Source organism: Methylobacterium platani (genome assembly GCF_001653715.1).
Taxonomy (GTDB): Bacteria; Pseudomonadota; Alphaproteobacteria; order Rhizobiales; family Beijerinckiaceae; genus Methylobacterium; species Methylobacterium platani.
Genome location: NZ_LWHQ01000034.1, coordinates 162,004 through 179,726, shown reverse-complemented (window position 1 = coordinate 179,726; position 17,723 = coordinate 162,004). Strand labels below are relative to the sequence as shown.

Below are 17,723 nucleotides of genomic sequence, written 5' to 3'. Positions count from 1 at the left end.
ACGGGTGCGACCGGTTCGGCCGGCGCCACGGGTGCCACCGGTGCCACGGGCCCGACCGGTCCGGACGGAGCCACGGGTGCCACCGGTCCGACCGGTCCGGTCGTCTGCTTCGCCTCGGGCACGCTGATCCTGACGCCGCAGGGCGAGCGTCCGGTCGAGGTCCTGCAGGCCGGCGACGCCGTCGTCACCGCCTCCGGGGAGACGGTCCGCATCGCTTGGGTCGGCTGCCGTCACGTCGACCTGCGGCGTCATCCGCAGCCCGAGCGGGCCCAGCCGATCCGGATCGCCGCGCACGCCTTCGGCCGCGGCCTGCCGCACCGCGACCTCGTCGTCTCGCCCGGCCACGCGCTGTTCGTCGACGGCGTGCTGATCCCGGCCGGCAGCCTCGTCAACGGCACCTCGGTCGCGCAGCTCGACCGGGCGGAGGTCGTCTACCACCACGTCGAGCTGCCGGTGCACGACGTACTGGTGGCCGACGGGATGCCTGCCGAGAGCTACCTCGATTGCGGCCACCGCGGCACCTTCGCCAACCACGACGGCCCGGTCACCCTGCACCCGGACTTCGCCGCCGTGGCCCTGAACCTGGAACTGGCCTGCGCGCCGGTCCTCCTCCACGGCCCGGTCGTCGAGCGGGTCCGGGCGCGGCTCGCCGCGCGGGCGGCGGAAGGGGCGGCGAAAGCGCCCGCGGGCCGCTCGGAGCGCTCGCTCCTCGCGCGCCTGATGCGGCGGGCCTGACCCGCGCCGGCCCCCGGGCCGGCCCGGCCCGACGCCGGAACCCGATGCCGTGACCCGGCCCGCGGCGCCCCGACAGGCGCGCCGCGGGCCTTCGCGTCTCGCGCCGCAACCGCGGGCGCCGTGCGCCCTCCGCAGGATTCCGCATGACCCCGTCCGGCCAGACCCTCTGCCTCGCGATGATCGTCCGGAACGAGGCCGCCGTGATCCGCCGATGCCTGGAGTCGGTGCGCCCGCTCGTCGACCACTGGATCGTCGTCGATACCGGCTCGACCGACGGGACCCAGGACCTGGTGCGGGCGGCCCTCGCCGGCCTGCCGGGGGAGCTCGTCGCCCGCCCCTGGGTCGATTTCGGCCACAACCGGTCCGAGGCCCTGGCGCTGGCGCGCCCGTACGGCACCTACACCCTGGTCATCGACGCCGACGACGAGCTGCTCCGAGCCCCGGGCTACCGGTTGCCCGACCTCGCGGCGGATGCCTACGAGCTCGCCCTCGCCGACGAGGGGATCGTCTACCGGCGGGTCCAGCTGGTGCGCAGCGCCCTGCCGTGGCGCTACCGCGGGGTGCTGCACGAGTTCATCGCCTGTCCGGACGCGGCGCGGACGGCCTTCCTCGACCTGACGATGCGGCGCCACCACGACGGCGCCCGCCGCCGCGACCCGGCGGTCTTCCGGCGCGACGCCGCGATCCTGGAGGCGGCGCTCGCCACCGAGATCGACCCGTTCCTCGTCGCGCGCTACACCTTCTACCTCGCCCAGAGCCACCGCGACGGCGACGCCTTCCCGGAGGCGATCGCGGCCTACCTGCGGCGGGCCGAGCTCGGGTTCTGGCAGGAGGAGGTCACCGTCGCCCTCGTCGCCGCCGGCGACCTGATGGCGCATCTCGGCCGGCCGGACGACGAGGTCCTGGCGACCTATCGCCGGGCGATCGCGGCCGGGCCGCACCGGGCCGAGGCGGCCCACCGGGCCAGCCGGCACTGCCGCCTCGCCGGGCGCTACGGGGAGGGTCTCCGCTTCGCCGAGCCGGCCCTGTCCCTCGCGGCCCCGGCGGCCGGGCTGTTCGTCGAACCCTGGATCTACGCCTACGGCCTGCGGGACGAGTACGCGCTCAACGCCTACGGCGCCGGCCTGTACTGGCACTGCGCGGCGGCCTGCCTCGATCTGCTGGCCTCCCCCGCGATGCCGGATTCCGAGCGCGCGCGCGTCGCCGCCAACGGCCGCCTCGCGCTGGAGCGGCTGCCGGTTCCGCCCGCCATCCGGGGCGACGCGCCGTGAGCGCGCCGGGGGAGCGCCGCCTCATCGCCCGCTCGGGCCTGTTCGACGTCAACCACTACCTGCTGGAAGCGCCCGACGTCGTCGCCGACGGGGCCGATCCGCTGGAGCATTTCTGCCGGTTCGGCGCCCGCGAGGGCCGGCGCCCGAACCTCTACTTCGACCCGGCCTGGTATGCCGCCGTGCATCTCGACGGGAACGGCACGGGCGTGAACCCGCTCGCCCACTACGTCGCGGCCGGCGAGCGCGCCGGCCTGCGGCCGATCGCCTGGTTCGATCCGGCCTGGTACGCACGCACCTACGCCCTGCGCCGCGGCACCTCGCCCCTGGCGCATTACCTGGCGCACCGCCGCAGCCAGCGCTACGCGCCCAACCCGCTGTTCGACCTCGCCTGGTACCTCGCGCGGCACGGGGCCGAGATCGGCCCGAACCGGGACCCCTTCGCCCATCTCCTGCGCCACGGGGCGCGGCGCGACCTCGATCCCTCGCCGTCCTTCGACGCGGCGGCCTACCGTGCCCGCCACGGCCTGTCGGCGACGCCGGCCTCGCCGCGCGTCGCGGACCAGGAGGCCTGCAACCCCGTGCTCCATCACCTCAAGCGGCAGGCCGCCGAGGCCGTCGCCCGGCCGCCCCCGCCCGCACCGTGGTGGCGCCGGCTCCTGCCGTAGGGCGGGAGGCCGGCGCCCGGAGGCGTGACGCCTCAATACGGCTTCGGCTTCATCAGCTTGCCGCGCGTCGAGACGATCGCCACGGCGATCCACGGACAGACGAAGACGAGGAAGAACAGCAAGCCCATCGGGGATCTCCCTTCACTGTGTCACGATACCCCCATCAATGCCGCGCGGCGGGTGGGGGTTGCACGCCGGCCCGCGCCCCTATTCCTGCCCGGCCGGCGCGTCGGCGTCCCGGGCGCGGTGCAGCAGGAAGATCGACACCACCATCACCAGGATCAGCCCGGCCAGCACGCCGAGCTCGATCATCGAGGCGCGGAACAGCGCCTCCTTCTGCGGGCTCCACTCGGCGGCGTGCATCTGCTCGGCGGTCTGGAGCGTCAGCACCAGGACGCGCCGGATCGAGGCGATCAGCCCGACGATCAGGAACGGCTCGCAGGTCAGGCGGCCGGAGCGCATCGACACCCGCACCGTGTGCAGGATCTCGACCAGCATCAGCAGGAACAGCAGCCGGTCGACCACGTCGAGGAGCTGCGACGCCCCGCCGACCGACAGGACCGCCTTGCCGGTCATGCCCGCCGCCTCGACGAGCGCCATCAGGGCGGTGAGCGCCAGCAGCACGCCGAGCGCGGCGTAGATCGCGTGCTCGGTGTGCAGGAAGACGAAGGCGGAGAGCCGCGTCAGGCGCCCGCCCTCCGCCTCGGCCTTCTCCAGTTTCGCGTGCTCGACCATCATCGTCTCCGAGGGACTGGCCAGGTGATTGACGAACGGGGCGGCCGTCGCGGCTCGGTCGGCCCGCGCTCAGGGCAGGTCGCGCGGCATGCGGAACGGCAGCATCGCGCGCACCAGGGGGTTCCTGAATCGGTCGAGGTCGAGCGCCTCGTGCACCGGCTCCACCGCCTCGCCGCAGATCCGCGCCGCGAGGAGCGAGCGGGAATAGAACGGCGCGTCCTCGAACCGGCGCAGCACCCGGGCCTGCCCGTCGTCGCTGCGGGTCGCCCGCGGCAGGCGCCAGAGCGTGCGCGGCAGGGCGGCGGGCAGGGGCGGCGCGATGGGGCGCGGCGTGCCGTCGGGGTCGAAGCGCAGGGACAGGTCCTGCCGGCTGCCGTCGCGGCGCAGCACGTCGTAGAGGATCGCCGCGCCGTGCCTCAGGGTCGAGCGCGACCAGGTCCAGCTCCGGAACGAGTCCTCGAGGGCGACGTCGCCGTCGTTGGTGTCGAAATAGGCGTGGCCGTTCCAGCGCAGGGACGGCCGGTCGAGCGCCACCTCGATCCGCGAGGACGGCGCGAGCGGCCACCAGCGGTGGCGCCCCTCCGCGTCGAGGGTGAAGGGGCCGGGCGTGATCCCGGAGGGCCGTACCCGGATCGTGCCGGAGAGCCGCGAGGGCAGGGGGCTCGTCACCTCGTCGACCCGGATGGTCAGCACCGTGCCGTCCCAGTCCAGCGCGCTCGGGCCGATGGCGAGCGAGGTCGCGGTCCGGCTCACCCGGGCGCGGCGGCGCTCGGTCATCGCCCAGGCCTTCGGCCTGCCGTAGAGCACCACGTTGACCGCCGAATGGTCGATCGGGTCCTTGTCCCGGCTCCAGGCGTAGTAGGGCGAGAACACGCTGCCGAGGAACGCGATGACCGTGATCCCGTGCCGCCCGTCGTCGCTCACCCCGTCGACGTACCACCAGGCATAGCCGCCCGCCGGCACGCTCAGGTCGAACCGAGGTCCTGCAGCACGCTCGCCGCCGCGAGCCGGCCCGACTGCGCCGCCATCGGCACGCCCGGCCCCGGATGGACGCTCCCCCCCGCGAGGTAGAGGCCCGGCAGCCGCGTGCGCGCCCCCGGCCGGCGGAACGACGCCATCCAGCCGTGCGAGGCCCGGCCGTAGAGCGCGCCCCCCGTCGCCGGAAACAGCCGCTCGAACCCCGCCGGGTCCGTCACCGTCCGGGCCGTCGGCGCGATCGTCAGGCCGCAGGCGGAGAGCCGCCGGCTCATCGTGTCGTGGCATCGGGCGAACTCCTCGGGCGGCAGGGCGGCGCCCCGCGCGGGGGCGTTGACGAGGCAGAGCAGGGCCTCGGGCGTCTCGCCCGACAGGCCGTCGGGAAGGCCGTGGTCGTGGCGGTCCTGGGCGCAGACGTAGACGGTGGGGTCGCGCGGCAGGCGGCCGGCGCGCAGGTCGGCGAACTCGGCCGCGTAGTCGGGCGAGAAGAACACGTTGTGGCGCACCAGGGGAAAACCCTGCGGCCGGCCCGCCACCGCGACGGTGACGGCCGAGAGCGAGCGCTCGCCCGGCGGGACCCGCGCGACCGCCCGGGCGGGCTCCCGCCCGAACAGGCCCTCGGCGAGGGCGGCCGCATCGGCGTTCGCCACCACCCGGGTCGCGGCAATGTGCTCGCCGGTCGTCAGCGCGATGCCGGCCACGCGCCCGCCCTCGACGAGGATGCGCTCGACGCCGGTGCCGTAGCGCAGCTCCGCCCCGTGCGCGTCGGCGAGATCGGCCACCGCGGCGGCGAGCCGCGACAGCCCGCCCGCCACGGTCCAGACGCCCTCCAGCTCGACATGGGCGACGAGCATCAGGGTCGCGGGCGCGGCGAAGGGGGAGGCGCCGCAATAGGTGGCGTAGCGGCCGAAGAGCTGGCGCAGGCGGGGATCGCGAAAATGCTCGCCGAGCGCGCTCCAGAGCGTGGTGAAGGGCCGGATGCGCCACAGGTCGCCGAGACCCGCGGGGCCGACCCGCCGCGCGAGGCCGACCGGGCCCGGCCGCTGGCCGCGGATGAACGGCCCTTCCAGGGTGCGGTAGATCTCCGCCGCCCGGGCGCGGAAGCGCCGGAAGCCGTCCGCTTCGCCCGCGCCGGCGAAATCGGCGATGGCGGCCTCGGAGCGGGCGGGATCGGCGAAGAGGTCGAGACGCTCCCCCTCGCTCCAGGCGTGGCGGGCCAGCACGGCGGCGGGGGTCAGGGCGACGCGGGACGCGAGATCGGCGCCGCACTCCGAAAAGATCTCGTCGAACACCCACCGCATGGTGAAGACCGTCGGGCCGGCCTCGACCGCCCGCGGCCCCGCCGCGACCCGGCGCATCTTGCCGCCCGGGGCGGCCTCCTTCTCGACCAGCGTCACCGGCAGGCCGCGGGCGGCGAGCGTCAGCGCGGCGACGAGCCCGCCGATCCCCGCCCCGATCACCACGACCTGCTCCTGCGCCACGCCGTTGATCTCCCGCCCCAACAATGTCAATCTAAGTTGACAGTCTGAGATGTTCAAACGAAATGACATCCGGGAGAGACGTCATGGTGGCGGGACTCACGAACGACGGCCGGCCGTGCGACGGGCAGGCCGACGACGGGCGGCGCATCGAGCGGGCCCTGGACGTGGCCGTGTCCTTCGCGGAGGCGCCGGGCGCGCCGCCGCGCCTGGCGGAGGCGATCCGCTACGCGGTCTTCCCCGGCGGGCACCGGATCCGGCCGCGGCTCTGCCTCGCCGTCGCCCGCGCCTGCGGCGACGACGACCCGGCGACCTCGGACGCCGCCGCCGCGGCGATCGAGCTTCTGCACTGCGCGTCGCTGGTCCACGACGACCTGCCCTGCTTCGACGACGCCGCGCTGCGGCGCCAGAAGCCGACCGTCCACGTCGCCTACGGCGAGCCGGTCGCCCTGCTCACCGGCGACGCCTTGATCGTGCTCGCCTTCGAGACGCTCGCCCGCGGCGCGGCGCGCTCGCCGACGCGGCTCGCGGCGCTCGTCGGGCTGGTGGCGCGGGCGGTGGGCTCGCCCGCCGGCATCGTGGCGGGGCAGGCCTGGGAATCCGAGCCGCATGTCGGGCTGTCGGTCTACCAGCAGGCCAAGACCGGCGCGCTCTTCGCCGCCGCCACCGTGACGGGCGCCGCCGCCGCCGGCACCGAGCCGATGGCCTGGCGGCTGCTCGGCGAATATCTCGGCGAGGCCTATCAGGTCGCCGACGACCTTCGCGACGTCGCCTGCCGCCAGGAGGAGATCGGCAAGCCGGTCGGGCGCGACGTGACCCTCGGGCGGCCCAACGCGGCGGCGCTGCTCGGCATGGACGGGGCCCTGCGCCGCCTCTCCGACCTCGCCCACGAGGCGATGGCGGTGATCCCCGACTGCCCCGGCATCGCGGCGTTGCGCGCCGAGATCCTGGCCCAGACGCGGCTGTTCCTGCCGGCGCGGCTGGCCCAGAGCCTGGTGGCGTGAAATGGCCGGGGTGGCTCGCCGCCAAACCCTCCCCCTTCGGCACAGGACTGTCCGGGGACAGGAAAAGGCGCGGGTTTCCCCTCGCCCCGCGGGCGGGGAGAGGGTTGCTGGGGATCGGAACGATCCCGCCCCCTTGTCGGGTTCGCAGCGAGCCCGCAGGGCGAGGGTGAGGGGGTGTTTCCGGATGAGACTCTTCCGGCACCCCCTCACCCTCGCCCTCGCTCCGGCTGCGCCTGCGCTTGCCGACTACACGACAAGGCGTAGTCGGCCCTCTCCCCGCCCGCGGGGAGAGGAGATTGCCCGCGACAGACCTTTCCACGGACAGCCCTGCGCCGAGGGGGGAGGGTCATGAAACCCGCCCCGCACGCCCTTCCGGCAGCCGCCGTCGCCTCCTCCTGGCGCGACCGCCTCCTCGCCTGGCGCCATCGCCTGATCGCGGACCCGCGCTTCCAGCTTTTCGCTGCCGCCTTCCCGCCCACCCGGCCGATCGCGCGGCGCAACGCCCGGGCGCTGTTCGATCTCTGCGCCGGCTTCGTCTACGCGCAGGTGCTCGCCGCCTCGTTGCGCCTCGACCTGTTCCGGATCCTCGCCGACGGCCCGATGACCGCGGCGGACCTGGCCCGCCGCCTCGACCTGCCGCCCGACCGGGCCCTGTGCCTGCTGCGCGCCGCGGCCTCGCTCGGCCTCCTGACGGTACTCAAGGACGGCCGCTTCGCCCTCGGCGACCTCGGAGCGGCGCTCATCGGCAACCCCTCCGTCGCCGCGATGGTCGCCCATCACGCCATGCTGTACGACGACCTGCGCGATCCGGTGGCGCTCCTGCGCGGCGGGTCCGGACCGACCCGGCTCTCCGGCTACTGGGCCTACGCGGCGGCCGACGACCCCGCGGGCGTCGACGAGGCGGCTGTGGCGCCCTACGGCGCGCTGATGGGGGCCTCGCAGGCACTCGTCGCCCGCGACATCCTCGACGCCTATCCGCTCGCCCGCCACGCCCACCTCCTCGAGATCGGCGGCGGCGAGGGCGCCTTCGCGGTCGAGGCGGCGCGGAGCAACCCGGCCCTGCGCGTCACCCTGTTCGACCTGCCGCCGGTGGCGGCCCGCGCCGCGCGCCGTTTCGCGCAGGCGGGCCTCGCCGACCGCACGGCCACGATCGGCGGCAGCTTTCACGACGGGCTGCCGCGGGGCGCCGACCTCGCCTCCCTGGTGCGCGTGGTGCACGACCACGACGACGACCCCGCCCTCGCGCTCCTGACGCGCGTCCGCGCGGCGCTGTCACCCGGCGGCACGCTGCTCCTCGCCGAGCCGATGGCCGGCACGCCGGGGGCCGAGCCGATCGGCGACGCCTATTTCGGATTCTACCTTCTCGCCATGGGCAGCGGTCGGCCCCGCACCGCCGACGAGCTCGCCGGCATGCTCCGGAAGGCCGGCTTCACGGGGGTGCGCGAGCGCCGGACCCGGCGCCCGATGCTGGTGCGCCTGCTCACTGCCACGGCCTCGTGACCGGCTCGGCAACGGCAAAAGTGTAAAGCAAACTTGACGCACAACAATGTCCATCTAAGATGACGTATGCCGCCTCCAACGGCATTCATCGGCACCAAGCGGGGGGCCGTACCGCATGCACGCGCAGGCCGTGATCCTCGACCGTCCCGAACGGCTCGGCCTCGCCGACCTCGCTCTCGACGCACCCGGGCCCGCCGACGCGACCGTCGAGGTCGCCTGGAGCGGCATCAGCACCGGCACCGAGCGCCTGCTGTGGTCGGGCCGCATGCCCGACTTCCCCGGCATGGGCTACCCGCTGGTACCGGGCTACGAATCCGTCGGGCTCGTGGTCGAGGCCGGACCCGAATCCGGCCGCCGCGTCGGCGAGACGGTGTTCGTGCCGGGCGCCCGCTGCTTCGGGCCCGTCCGCGGGCTGTTCGGCGGCGCGGCCTCGCACCTCGTCGCCGCGGGAAGTCGGTTGCGGCCGATCCCCGAATCCCTGAGCGAGCGCGGCATCCTGCTGGCGCTCGCCGCCACCGCGCACCACGCCCTGGCGGGGAGCGCGGCGCGGGGGCGCCAGCTCGTCGTCGGCCACGGCGTCCTCGGGCGGCTCATCGCGCGCATCGCGCGGGTCGACGGGCTCGACCCCGTGGTCTGGGAGCGCGACCCCGCCCGCCGCGGCGGGGCCGCGGGCTATCCGGTGATCGACCCGGGCGAGGACGAGACTACTTACGCCCGCATCATCGACGCAAGCGGCGATGCCGGCCTCCTCGACGGCCTGATCGCCCGGCTCGCACCCGGCGGCGAGGTGGTGCTCGCCGGCTTCTACGAGGCGCCGCTCTCCTTCGCCTTCCCGCCTGCCTTCCTGCGCGAGGCGCGCATTCGCGTCGCGGCGCAGTGGCAGCCCGGCGACCTCGACGCCGTCGCGGCGCTCGCCGGCAGCGGCGCCCTGTCCCTCGACGGCCTCGTCACCCATCGCCGCCCGGCGGCGGAGGCGGCCGAGGCGTACCGCACCGCCTTCGGCGATCCCGACTGCCTCAAGATGGTCCTCGACTGGAGAGCCCAGCCATGAACGCTTCGCTGAACGGCGCCGCCCTCCGGCAGGCCACGCTCCTGCGCGCCGAGGCCGCGATTCCCCAGGACCCGGTCCCGACCGCGGCGACCCGCGAGACGCAGATCATCGCGATCTACGGCAAGGGCGGCATCGGCAAGAGCTTCACGCTGGCCAACCTGTCCTACATGCTGGCGCAGCAGGGCAAGCGGGTGCTGCTGATCGGCTGCGACCCGAAGAGCGACACCACCTCGCTGCTGTTCGGCGGCCGGGCCTGCCCGACGATCATCGAGACCTCGACCAAGCGCAAGCTCGCCGGCGAGGCGGTGGCGATCGGCGACGTCTGCTTCAAGCGCGACGGGGTGTTCGCGATGGAGCTCGGCGGGCCGGAGGTCGGCCGCGGCTGCGGCGGGCGCGGCATCATCCACGGCTTCGAGCTGCTCGAGAAGCTCGGCTTCCACGAATGGGGCTTCGACTACGTCCTGCTCGACTTCCTCGGCGACGTGGTCTGCGGCGGCTTCGGCCTGCCGATCGCCCGCGACATGTGCCAGAAGGTCATCGTCGTCGGCTCGAACGACCTGCAATCGCTCTACGTCGCCAACAACGTCTGCTCGGCGGTGGAGTATTTCCGCAAGCTCGGCGGCAATGTCGGCGTCGGCGGCCTCGTCATCAACAAGGACGACGGCACCGGCGAGGCGCAGGCCTTCGCCGAGGCCGCCGGCATCCCGGTCCTCGCCTCGATCCCCGCCGACGACGACATCCGCAGGAAGAGCGCCAATTACGAGATCATCGGCCGGCCGGACGGCCGCTGGGGGCCGCTCTTCGCCGAGCTCGCCGCGAACGTCGCCGGGGCCAAGCCCCACCAGCCGGCGCCGCTCTCCCAGGACGCGCTGCTCGGCCTGTTCAAGGGCGAGGCGGTCGGGCGCGGCGTGGTGCTCGATCCGGCAAGCGACGCCGACATGCGCGGCCGCGCGATCGAGGTCCGGCCCTCCCTCGAAGTCGTCTACGAGGCGGTCTGACCATGGGCGCCTCCCTCGACCTCGCCGCCCTGCGGGCCCGGACACCGGTCGACGCCCCGGTCAACCTCGCGGCGACGCGCCAGGACGGGCTCGGCTGCCATTCCGGCAAGGAGACGATGCAGCAGGCGGCGCAGGCCGCCGGCATGGGCGAGACCCTGGACGCGCTGAAGCGCGACTACCCGGTCGGCCCGCACGACCAGCCGCAAAGCATGTGCCCGGCCTTCGGCTCGCTGCGGGTGGGCCTGCGCATGCGCCGCACCGCCACGATCCTGTCGGGCTCGGCCTGCTGCGTCTACGGCCTCACCTTCACGTCGCATTTCTACGGCGCGCGCCGGACCGTCGGCTACGTTCCGTTCAACTCCGAGACGCTGGTCACCGGCAAGCTGTTCGAGGACATCCGCGACGCCGTCCACGCCACCGCCGATCCGGCTTTGCACGACGCGGTCGTGGTCATCAACCTGTGCGTTCCCACCGCCTCCGGCGTGCCGCTGCGGCTCCTCCCGCGCGAGATCGACGGGGTGCGGATCATCGGCATCGACGTGCCGGGCTTCGGCGTGCCGACGCACGCCGAGGCCAAGGACGTGCTCGCCGGTGCGATGCTGAAGGTCGCGCGCGCGGAAGCCGAGCACGGCCCCGTCGCGGCGCCGCGCCAGCCTCGCGACGGGCGCCCGACCGTGGCCTTGCTCGGCGAGATGTTCCCGGCCGATCCGATGCAGGTCGGCGCGCTCCTCGAACCGCTCGGCTTGAGCGCCGGGCCGGTCGTGCCGACGCGGGAATGGCGCGAACTCTACGCGGCGCTCGACTGCACGGCGGTGGCGGCGATCCACCCGTTCTACACCGCGTCCATGCGCGAGTTCGAGGCGGCGGGCCGGCCGGCGGTCGCCTCGGGCCCGGTCGGTCACGACGGCACCGCCGCCTGGCTCGACGCGATCGGCGAGGCCTGCGGCGTCGCCCCCTCCGCCGTGGCGGCGGCCAAGAACCGGTTCCTGCCGGCGATCCGGGGCGCGCTCGCCGCCAACCCGATCCGCGGCCGGATCACGGTGACCGGCTACGAGGGCTCGGAGCTGCTGGTCGCCCGCCTCCTCGTCGAGAGCGGCGCCGAGGTGCCTTACGTCGGCACCGCCTGCCCGCGCACGGCGATGTCGGAGGTCGACCGCGACTGGCTCGAGGCCAAGGGCTGCCGGGTGCAGTTCCGCGCCTCCCTCGAACAGGATCTCGCGGCGGTCGAGGAGTTCGGGCCCGACCTCGCCATCGGCACCACGCCGGTGGTGCAGAAGGCCAAGGAGCGGGCGATTCCCGCCCTCTACTTCACCAACCTGATCTCGGCCCGCCCGCTGATGGGCGCCGCCGGGGCCGGCTCGCTCGCGCAGGTGATCAACGGCGCCATGGCGCAACGCGATCGCTTCGACGCCATGCGGTCGTTCTTCGCCGGCGTCGGCGAGGGCCACGCCGCCGGCATCTGGGAGGACGTGCCGAGGAAGCGCGCCGCCGTGAAGCGGGCAGGTCCTGAGAAACCGGTCGGGGAGATGGCCTGATGCTCGTCCTCGATCACGACCGCGCCGGCGGCTACTGGGGCGCCGTCTACGTCTTCACCGCGGTGAAGGGCCTGCAGGTGGTCATCGACGGTCCCGTCGGCTGCGAGAACCTGCCGGTGACCTCGGTCCTGCACTACACCGACGCGCTGCCGCCGCACGAATTGCCGATCGTCGTCACCGGCCTCGCAGAGGAGGAGCTCGGCCGCCACGGCACCGAGGGCGCGATGCGCCGCGCCCACGCGACCCTCGACCCGGCGCAGCCGAGCGTCGTCGTCACCGGCTCGATCGCCGAGATGATCGGCGGCGGGGTCACGCCGGAGGGGACCAACCTCCAGCGCTTCCTGCCCCGCACCATCGACGAGGACCAGTGGCAGGCCGCCGACCGCGCCCTGTCCTGGCTCTGGGCCGAGTACGGCGCCAAGAAAGCGGCGAAGAAAGGGGTGATCCCGCCCCGGCCGGAGCGGGCACCGGGAACGAAGCCGCGGGTCAACCTGATCGGCCCGGCCTACGGCACCTTCAACATGCCCTCCGACCTCGCCGAGATCCGGCGCCTCGTCGAGGGCATCGGGGCCGAGGTGAACCTGGTCTTCCCGCTCGGCACCCACCTCTCCGACATCCCGCGCCTCGTCGAGGCCGACGCCAACATCTGCCTCTACCGCGAGTTCGGGCGCATCCTCTGCGAGGCCCTCGACCGGCCCTACCTCCAGGCGCCGATCGGCGTCCACAGCACGACGAAGTTCCTGCGCGCGCTCGGCGAGATTCTGGGGCTCGATCCCGAGCCGTTCATCGAGCGCGAGAAGCACACGACGCTGAAGCCCCTGTGGGACCTGTGGCGCTCGGTGACGCAGGACTTCTTCGCCTCGGCGAGCTTCGGCGTCGTCGCGACCGACACCTATGCCAGGGGGATGCGCCACTTCCTCGAGGACGAGATGGGCCTGCCCTGCCGGTTCGCGGTCTCGCGCAAGGCCGGCGCCAAGCCCGACAATGCGGCGGTCCGGAAAGCCATCCGCGAGACGCCGCCGCTCGTCCTGTTCGGCTCCTACAACGAGCGCCTCTACCTCGCCGAGTGCGGGGGGAGGGCGGTGTTCATCCCGGCCTCCTTCCCGGGCGCCGTGGTGCGCCGCCACACCGGCACGCCGTTCATGGGCTACTCGGGCGCGACCTACCTGGTGCAGGAGGTCTGCAACGCGCTGTTCGACGCGCTCTTCCACATCCTTCCGCTGTCGCGCGACATGGACGCCGTCGAGGCGACGCCGGCCCGCATGCAGCGCGCCCTGCCCTGGGACGACGAGGCCCGCCGGCGCCTCGACGCCTCGGTCGAGGAGAGCCCCGTCCTGGTGCGGATCTCCTTCGCCAAGCGCCTGCGCGACGCCGCCGAGCGCGAGGCGACCCGGGCCGGATCGGAATCCGTGACCGCCCCTTGCGTCGAGCGCGCCCGCGCCGCGCTCGCCGCGGCGGCCTGAGGGCCGGACGCCTTCCGGCGCGGCACCCGCCGCGCCGGTCTCGTGGAAAACGCTCGCGCGCATCCGCGCGCGAGAAGGGAGGAGAGCCGAGACCATGTCCCGTTCGTTCGTCACGGTTTCGCGGTCCCGTTCGGAAGCGGTCCAGTTCCGGGCCATCCTGGCGGCGACCTACCCGGTCTTCCTGGTCGCCGCGGCGCTGCAGCGCCTGCGCCCGGGCGCCGCCGCCGGCCCCCGCCGCTCGGTGTTCGGCGAGGCGCGGGCGATGGCCCTCTCGGCGATCCCCTTCGCCTTCATGGGGTGAGGCCTCCTCGGGGTGAGGCCTCCTCGGGGCGAGGCCTCCTCGGGGCGAGGCCCCGATCGGGGGCCTCCCGGGCTCGATCCCCCCTTGGGCCGAGTTTCCGCCGCCGTCCCCGGCGGTGGAGAGACCGCCCGTCCGTCGCGGCCGGGCAACCCCGCGCGGGAGCCCCCGCGCGGATCCGCATCCGGAGGTTCGGCAATGGCCAACGGCATGGACAAACCCAGCGTACTGTCAGGACTCACCGAAGAGGAGGCGAAGGAGTTCCACGGCATCTTCGTCACCAGCTTCATCATCTTCACGGCGATCGCGGTCGTCGCGCACTTCCTCGTCTGGCTGTGGCGGCCCTGGCTGCCGGGGCCGAACGGCTATTCGGCGCTGGAGAGCGGCGTGAAGGTCGCTGCCAACAGCATCCTGCCCTTCATCTCGTAGGCAAGGACCCCACGCCATGCACAAGGTCTGGCTTCTCTTCGATCCGCGCCGCACGCTGGTGGCCCTGGCCACCTTCCTGTTCGTGCTCGCGATCCTGATCCACTTCATCCTGCTCAGCACCAACCGGTTCAACTGGCTGGAAGGTCCGGCGGTGAAGAAGGCGGAGATCCCCCACAGCCTCGTCCTGCCGACCTAAGCAGATTTCGCCGAAGTGGTTACCGGTTCGGCGCCAAAAATCTGCGACAGAACAAGGACCTAAGCGGGCGAAGCGTTGGCCTGCCAACGCAAGTCCTGCCAACGCAAGTCTGCTTAGGCCGGCGGACCGGACGCTCACTCGCCGGGCATCGTTGCCCCGGGCGTCCTCGCACCGCGGACGGGCGTCGCGCCCCGCCCGCGGCCACCACGCTTCCACCGCGGACGGGGAGGGCCGCGCCATGGCCATGCTGAACTTCGAGCGCAAATACCGGGTCCGCGGCGGCACGCTGCTCGGCGGCGACCTGTTCGATTTCTGGGTCGGGCCGTTCTACGTCGGGTTCTTCGGGGTCACCGGCCTGTTCTTCACCCTGCTCGGCACCGGCCTGATCGTCTGGGGCGCCGCCCTCGGCCCGACCTGGAACGTCTGGCAGATCAACATCGCGCCGCCCGACCTCAAGTACGGGCTGGCGCTGGCACCCCTGCGCGAGGGCGGCCTGTGGCAGATCATCACCTTCTGCGCCGTCGGCTCGTTCGGCTCCTGGGCGCTGCGCGAGGTCGAGATCTGCCGCAAGCTCGGCATCGGCTACCACGTGCCGTTCGCCTTCTCGGTGGCGATCTTCGCCTACGTCACCCTGGTGGTGATCAGGCCCATGCTGATGGGGGCCTGGGGCCACGGCTTTCCCTACGGGATCCTGAGCCACCTCGATTGGGTGTCGAACGTCGGCTACCAGTATCTCCACTTCCATTACAACCCGGCGCACATGCTCGGCGTGACGTTCTTCTTCACGACGACCTTCGCCCTGTCGCTGCACGGCTCGCTGATCCTGTCCTCGACGAACCCGCCGAAGGGTGAGGTGGTCAAGACCCCCGAGCACGAGGACAGTTTCTTCCGCGACACGATCGGCTACTCGATCGGCACGATCGGCATCCACCGTCTCGGCCTGTTCCTCGCCCTGTCGGCCGGGTTCTGGAGCGCGGTCTGCATCGTCATCAGCGGCCCGTTCTGGACCCGCGGCTGGCCCGAATGGTGGGGCTGGTGGTTGAGCCTGCCGATCTGGCGCTGAGCCGCGCTCCGGTTTCCCGCCGCGTTCGCCCGACACCCTTCAGAAGGCATCCGCCGCCATGGGGTACTACCAGAACATCTACACCCAGGTGCAGGTCCACCCGCTCCACCCGGAGGCCGGCGTCGAGATCCCCGAGATCGAGAACCGCGTCGGCAAGGGCGGCTTCAACTACCTCGCCGGCCTCGTCGGCAACGCCCAGATCGGGCCGTTCTACCTCGGCACCCTCGGGACCCTGTCGCTGGCGAGCGGGTTCATCGCCTTCGAGATCATCGGCCTCAACATGTGGGCCTCGGTGAACTGGGACCCGGTCCAGTTCCTGCGCCAGCTGCCCTGGCTCGCCCTCGAGCCGCCGCGACCCGAATACGGGCTCACGATCCTGCCGCCCCTCGCCGAGGGCGGCTGGTGGCTGCTCGCCGGCTTCTTCCTCACCGCCTCGATCCTCTTGTGGTGGGTGCGGCTGTTCCGGCGCGCCCGGGCGCTCGGCCTCGGCTACCACGTGCCCTGGGCCTTCGCCTCGGCGATCTGGCTCTACCTGGTGCTCGGCTTCATCCGGCCGATCCTGATGGGGAGCTGGAGCGAGGCGGTGCCGTTCGGCATCTTCCCGCACCTCGACTGGACCGCCGCGTTCTCGCTGCGCTACGGCAACCTGTTCTACAATCCGTTCCACATGCTCTCGATCGTCTTCCTGTACGGGTCGACGATGCTGTTCGCCATGCACGGCGCCACCATCCTGGCGGTGAGCCGCTACGGCGGCGAGCGCGAGATCGAGCAGATCGTCGACCGCGGCACCGCGACCGAGCGCGCCGCCCTGTTCTGGCGCTGGACCATGGGCTTCAACGCCACGATGGAATCGGTCCATCGCTGGCTGTGGTGGTTCGCGTTCCTGACGACGCTGACCGGCGGCATCGGCATCCTGCTCACCGGCACCGTCGTCGACAACTGGTACCTCTGGGCGGTCAAGCACGGCGTCGCGCCGCATTACCCGCAGATCTACGGCCCGGTGGTGGATCCGCTCGCCAACCCGGGAGGCACGCCATGAAGCTCGCCCTGCAGATCCTCGGCGTCGTGGTGGCGGTGCTGCTCACCGGCGCGATGTTCGGCACCGCGGGCTGGACCCGGCCCCCGGTCCGCTCCGAGCAGACGGGGTTCCGCGGCACCGGCATGGTGCAGGTGCAGAACCCCCGCACCCTCGCCGTCAAGCTCGAGGAGAACGCCGCGCCGGCGCCCCAGGATCCCGTCCCGCCCGGCGGCGAACCCGCGACGCAGACCTACCAGAACGTCAAGGTGCTGACCGACCTCTCGACCGACCAGTTCAACCGCGTGATGGCCTCGATCACCGAGTGGGTGGCGCCCGAGCAGGGCTGCGCCTATTGCCACAACGTCGAGAACATGGCCGACGACACGGTCTACGCCAAGACGGTGGCGCGCTCGATGCTCCGCATGGTCCGCCACATCAACGCGGACTGGCAGAACCACGTCGGGCAGACCGGCGTGACCTGCTACACCTGCCACCGCGGCAACCCGGTGCCGAAGGCGGTCTGGCACGACAATCCCGGCCCGCCCCACGCCCTCGGCTTCGCCGCCCGCGACAACGGCCAGAACCATCCGGCGCCGGAGGCCGGCCTCAGCTCGCTCAACTACGACCCCTTCCAGGGACTCCTCGACGACAAGGACGTCGACCAGAACGCCATCCGGGTCGCGTCCCGGACGGCCCTGCCGACGAGCCCGTCGAAGCCGATCCAGACCGCGGAGAAGACCTACGCCCTGATGATCCACATGGCGGAGGGCCTGGGGGTCAACTGCACCTACTGCCACAACAGCCGCGCCTTCTCCTCGTGGGAGGAGAGCACCCCGAAGCGCGTCACCGCCTGGCACGGCATCCGGATGGTGCGCGACATCAACGGCAACTTCATCGCGCCGCTGACCCCGGTCCTGCCCGAGGCGCGCCTCGGCCCGGAAGGCGACCCGCCGAAGGCCAACTGCACCACCTGCCACCAGGGATTGGCCAAGCCCCTCAACGGCGCCCAGATGCTCAAGGACTATCCCGAGCTCGCCGGAGGGCCGATGCCGAAGGCGCCGTAACCCCGCCACCCACGATCCACCACCGCAACTGGACCCCGGTTCCGAGAGGAGCCGGGGCCTTTTCGCTTCCTGGGAGCGATGACGCACAATCGATTGCCTGCGACCGAACCGGTTTTCAGCCTGATGTCGGCGCCGAAGATCGGTGTATCATCTCACGACGATTTGCCGCATCGGCACGATGGCAGGTTCGAGGAGTTGGATTGACACGTGCGACGGCGGTCCGCTGCCCGTGCGCCCGTCAACCC

General features: G+C 72.9%; 18 protein-coding genes. 15 read left to right on the top strand and 3 right to left on the bottom strand.

The features are described 5' to 3' along the window. From A5481_RS17355 to A5481_RS17345, 3 genes are all read left to right on the top strand, one after another. The coding region (locus A5481_RS17355) for a Hint domain-containing protein (protein WP_197514202.1) at positions 1 to 735 on the top strand (735 nt) is incomplete at its 5' end. A gap of 143 nt (positions 736 to 878) precedes the next feature. After that, entirely contained in the window at positions 879 to 2,006 is a 1,128-nt protein-coding gene (locus A5481_RS17350; RefSeq protein WP_048434416.1) for a glycosyltransferase, read from the top strand. Further along, positions 2,003 to 2,671, top strand: coding sequence for a hypothetical protein (locus tag A5481_RS17345; protein WP_048434415.1), 669 nt, complete (start codon positions 2,003 to 2,005; stop codon positions 2,669 to 2,671). Before A5481_RS17350 ends, A5481_RS17345 begins: the two co-directional genes overlap by 4 nt. Before the next feature lie 207 nt (positions 2,672 to 2,878). On the opposite strand, the gene A5481_RS17340 is transcribed toward A5481_RS17345, so the two are convergent. From A5481_RS17340 to crtD, 3 genes are all read right to left on the bottom strand, one after another. Beyond that, positions 2,879 to 3,409, bottom strand: a complete 531-nt coding sequence (locus A5481_RS17340; protein WP_425339740.1) for a phosphate-starvation-inducible PsiE family protein — start codon at positions 3,407 to 3,409, stop codon at positions 2,879 to 2,881. A gap of 66 nt (positions 3,410 to 3,475) precedes the next feature. Further along, positions 3,476 to 4,369, bottom strand: coding sequence for a carotenoid 1,2-hydratase (locus tag A5481_RS17335; protein WP_048434413.1), 894 nt, complete (start codon positions 4,367 to 4,369; stop codon positions 3,476 to 3,478). 2 nt (positions 4,370 to 4,371) lie between these two features. Beyond that, positions 4,372 to 5,862 carry a 1-hydroxycarotenoid 3,4-desaturase CrtD gene (gene crtD / locus A5481_RS17330; RefSeq protein WP_048434412.1) on the bottom strand — a complete coding sequence of 497 codons (1,491 nt, stop codon included), beginning with the start codon at positions 5,860 to 5,862 and terminating at the stop codon, positions 4,372 to 4,374. A gap of 83 nt (positions 5,863 to 5,945) precedes the next feature. On the opposite strand from crtD, the gene A5481_RS17325 reads away from it, so the two are divergent. The 12 genes from A5481_RS17325 to pufC all read left to right on the top strand — a co-directional run bounded on the left by A5481_RS17325 (position 5,946) and on the right by pufC (position 17,478). Continuing rightward, on the top strand, positions 5,946 to 6,863 hold the full coding sequence (locus tag A5481_RS17325) for a polyprenyl synthetase family protein (protein ID WP_048434411.1): 918 nt from the start codon (positions 5,946 to 5,948) through the stop codon (positions 6,861 to 6,863). A gap of 348 nt (positions 6,864 to 7,211) precedes the next feature. Then, entirely contained in the window at positions 7,212 to 8,363 is a 1,152-nt protein-coding gene (locus A5481_RS17320; protein ID WP_048434410.1) for a methyltransferase, read from the top strand. A 115-nt stretch (positions 8,364 to 8,478) separates the two neighbouring features. After that, positions 8,479 to 9,414, top strand: a complete 936-nt coding sequence (bchC, locus tag A5481_RS17315; protein WP_048434409.1) for a chlorophyll synthesis pathway protein BchC — start codon at positions 8,479 to 8,481, stop codon at positions 9,412 to 9,414. Further along, entirely contained in the window at positions 9,411 to 10,412 is a 1,002-nt protein-coding gene (locus A5481_RS17310; RefSeq protein ID WP_048434408.1) for a chlorophyllide a reductase iron protein subunit X, read from the top strand. Before bchC ends, A5481_RS17310 begins: the two co-directional genes overlap by 4 nt. Before the next feature lie 2 nt (positions 10,413 to 10,414). Beyond that, positions 10,415 to 11,947 carry a chlorophyllide a reductase subunit Y gene (gene bchY, locus A5481_RS17305; protein ID WP_048434407.1) on the top strand — a complete coding sequence of 511 codons (1,533 nt, stop codon included), beginning with the start codon at positions 10,415 to 10,417 and terminating at the stop codon, positions 11,945 to 11,947. Then, entirely contained in the window at positions 11,947 to 13,410 is a 1,464-nt protein-coding gene (gene bchZ / locus A5481_RS17300; RefSeq protein WP_048434406.1) for a chlorophyllide a reductase subunit Z, read from the top strand. Before bchY ends, bchZ begins: the two co-directional genes overlap by 1 nt. Before the next feature lie 94 nt (positions 13,411 to 13,504). Beyond that, positions 13,505 to 13,711 carry a hypothetical protein gene (locus A5481_RS17295; RefSeq protein WP_048434405.1) on the top strand — a complete coding sequence of 69 codons (207 nt, stop codon included), beginning with the start codon at positions 13,505 to 13,507 and terminating at the stop codon, positions 13,709 to 13,711. Between the two features lie 195 nt (positions 13,712 to 13,906). Further along, the gene (gene pufB / locus A5481_RS17290) at positions 13,907 to 14,137 is read left to right on the top strand and encodes a light-harvesting antenna LH1, beta subunit (protein ID WP_048434404.1); all 231 of its coding nucleotides are present in this window, start codon (positions 13,907 to 13,909) and stop codon (positions 14,135 to 14,137) included. A 16-nt stretch (positions 14,138 to 14,153) separates the two neighbouring features. Beyond that, positions 14,154 to 14,333: a light-harvesting antenna LH1, alpha subunit gene (gene pufA / locus A5481_RS17285; RefSeq protein ID WP_048434403.1), complete on the top strand. Its 180-nt coding sequence runs from the start codon at positions 14,154 to 14,156 to the stop codon at positions 14,331 to 14,333. Positions 14,334 to 14,571: 238 nt separating this feature from the next. Then, complete coding sequence (gene pufL, locus A5481_RS17280; RefSeq protein ID WP_048434402.1) at positions 14,572 to 15,396, top strand: photosynthetic reaction center subunit L; 825 nt, start codon at positions 14,572 to 14,574, stop codon at positions 15,394 to 15,396. Positions 15,397 to 15,454: 58 nt separating this feature from the next. Beyond that, positions 15,455 to 16,435, top strand: a complete 981-nt coding sequence (pufM, locus tag A5481_RS17275) for a photosynthetic reaction center subunit M (RefSeq protein ID WP_048434401.1) — start codon at positions 15,455 to 15,457, stop codon at positions 16,433 to 16,435. After that, complete coding sequence (gene pufC / locus A5481_RS17270; RefSeq protein WP_064504075.1) at positions 16,432 to 17,478, top strand: photosynthetic reaction center cytochrome PufC; 1,047 nt, start codon at positions 16,432 to 16,434, stop codon at positions 17,476 to 17,478. Before pufM ends, pufC begins: the two co-directional genes overlap by 4 nt. Positions 17,479 to 17,723 lie beyond the last annotated feature (245 nt).

Coding starts and splice junctions, on each gene's coding strand:
- A5481_RS17340 (WP_425339740.1), bottom strand. CDS start 3,409: ATGATGGTCGAGCACGCGAAACTGGAGAAGGCCGAGGCGGAGGGCGGG.
- A5481_RS17325 (WP_048434411.1), top strand. CDS start 5,946: ATGGTGGCGGGACTCACGAACGACGGCCGGCCGTGCGACGGGCAGGCC.
- pufA (WP_048434403.1), top strand. CDS start 14,154: ATGCACAAGGTCTGGCTTCTCTTCGATCCGCGCCGCACGCTGGTGGCC.
- pufC (WP_064504075.1), top strand. CDS start 16,432: ATGAAGCTCGCCCTGCAGATCCTCGGCGTCGTGGTGGCGGTGCTGCTC.
- pufM (WP_048434401.1), top strand. CDS start 15,455: ATGGGGTACTACCAGAACATCTACACCCAGGTGCAGGTCCACCCGCTC.
- A5481_RS17295 (WP_048434405.1), top strand. CDS start 13,505: ATGTCCCGTTCGTTCGTCACGGTTTCGCGGTCCCGTTCGGAAGCGGTC.
- bchZ (WP_048434406.1), top strand. CDS start 11,947: ATGCTCGTCCTCGATCACGACCGCGCCGGCGGCTACTGGGGCGCCGTC.
- A5481_RS17320 (WP_048434410.1), top strand. CDS start 7,212: ATGAAACCCGCCCCGCACGCCCTTCCGGCAGCCGCCGTCGCCTCCTCC.
- bchC (WP_048434409.1), top strand. CDS start 8,479: ATGCACGCGCAGGCCGTGATCCTCGACCGTCCCGAACGGCTCGGCCTC.
- A5481_RS17350 (WP_048434416.1), top strand. CDS start 879: ATGACCCCGTCCGGCCAGACCCTCTGCCTCGCGATGATCGTCCGGAAC.
- pufL (WP_048434402.1), top strand. CDS start 14,572: ATGGCCATGCTGAACTTCGAGCGCAAATACCGGGTCCGCGGCGGCACG.
- pufB (WP_048434404.1), top strand. CDS start 13,907: ATGGCCAACGGCATGGACAAACCCAGCGTACTGTCAGGACTCACCGAA.
- A5481_RS17310 (WP_048434408.1), top strand. CDS start 9,411: ATGAACGCTTCGCTGAACGGCGCCGCCCTCCGGCAGGCCACGCTCCTG.
- bchY (WP_048434407.1), top strand. CDS start 10,415: ATGGGCGCCTCCCTCGACCTCGCCGCCCTGCGGGCCCGGACACCGGTC.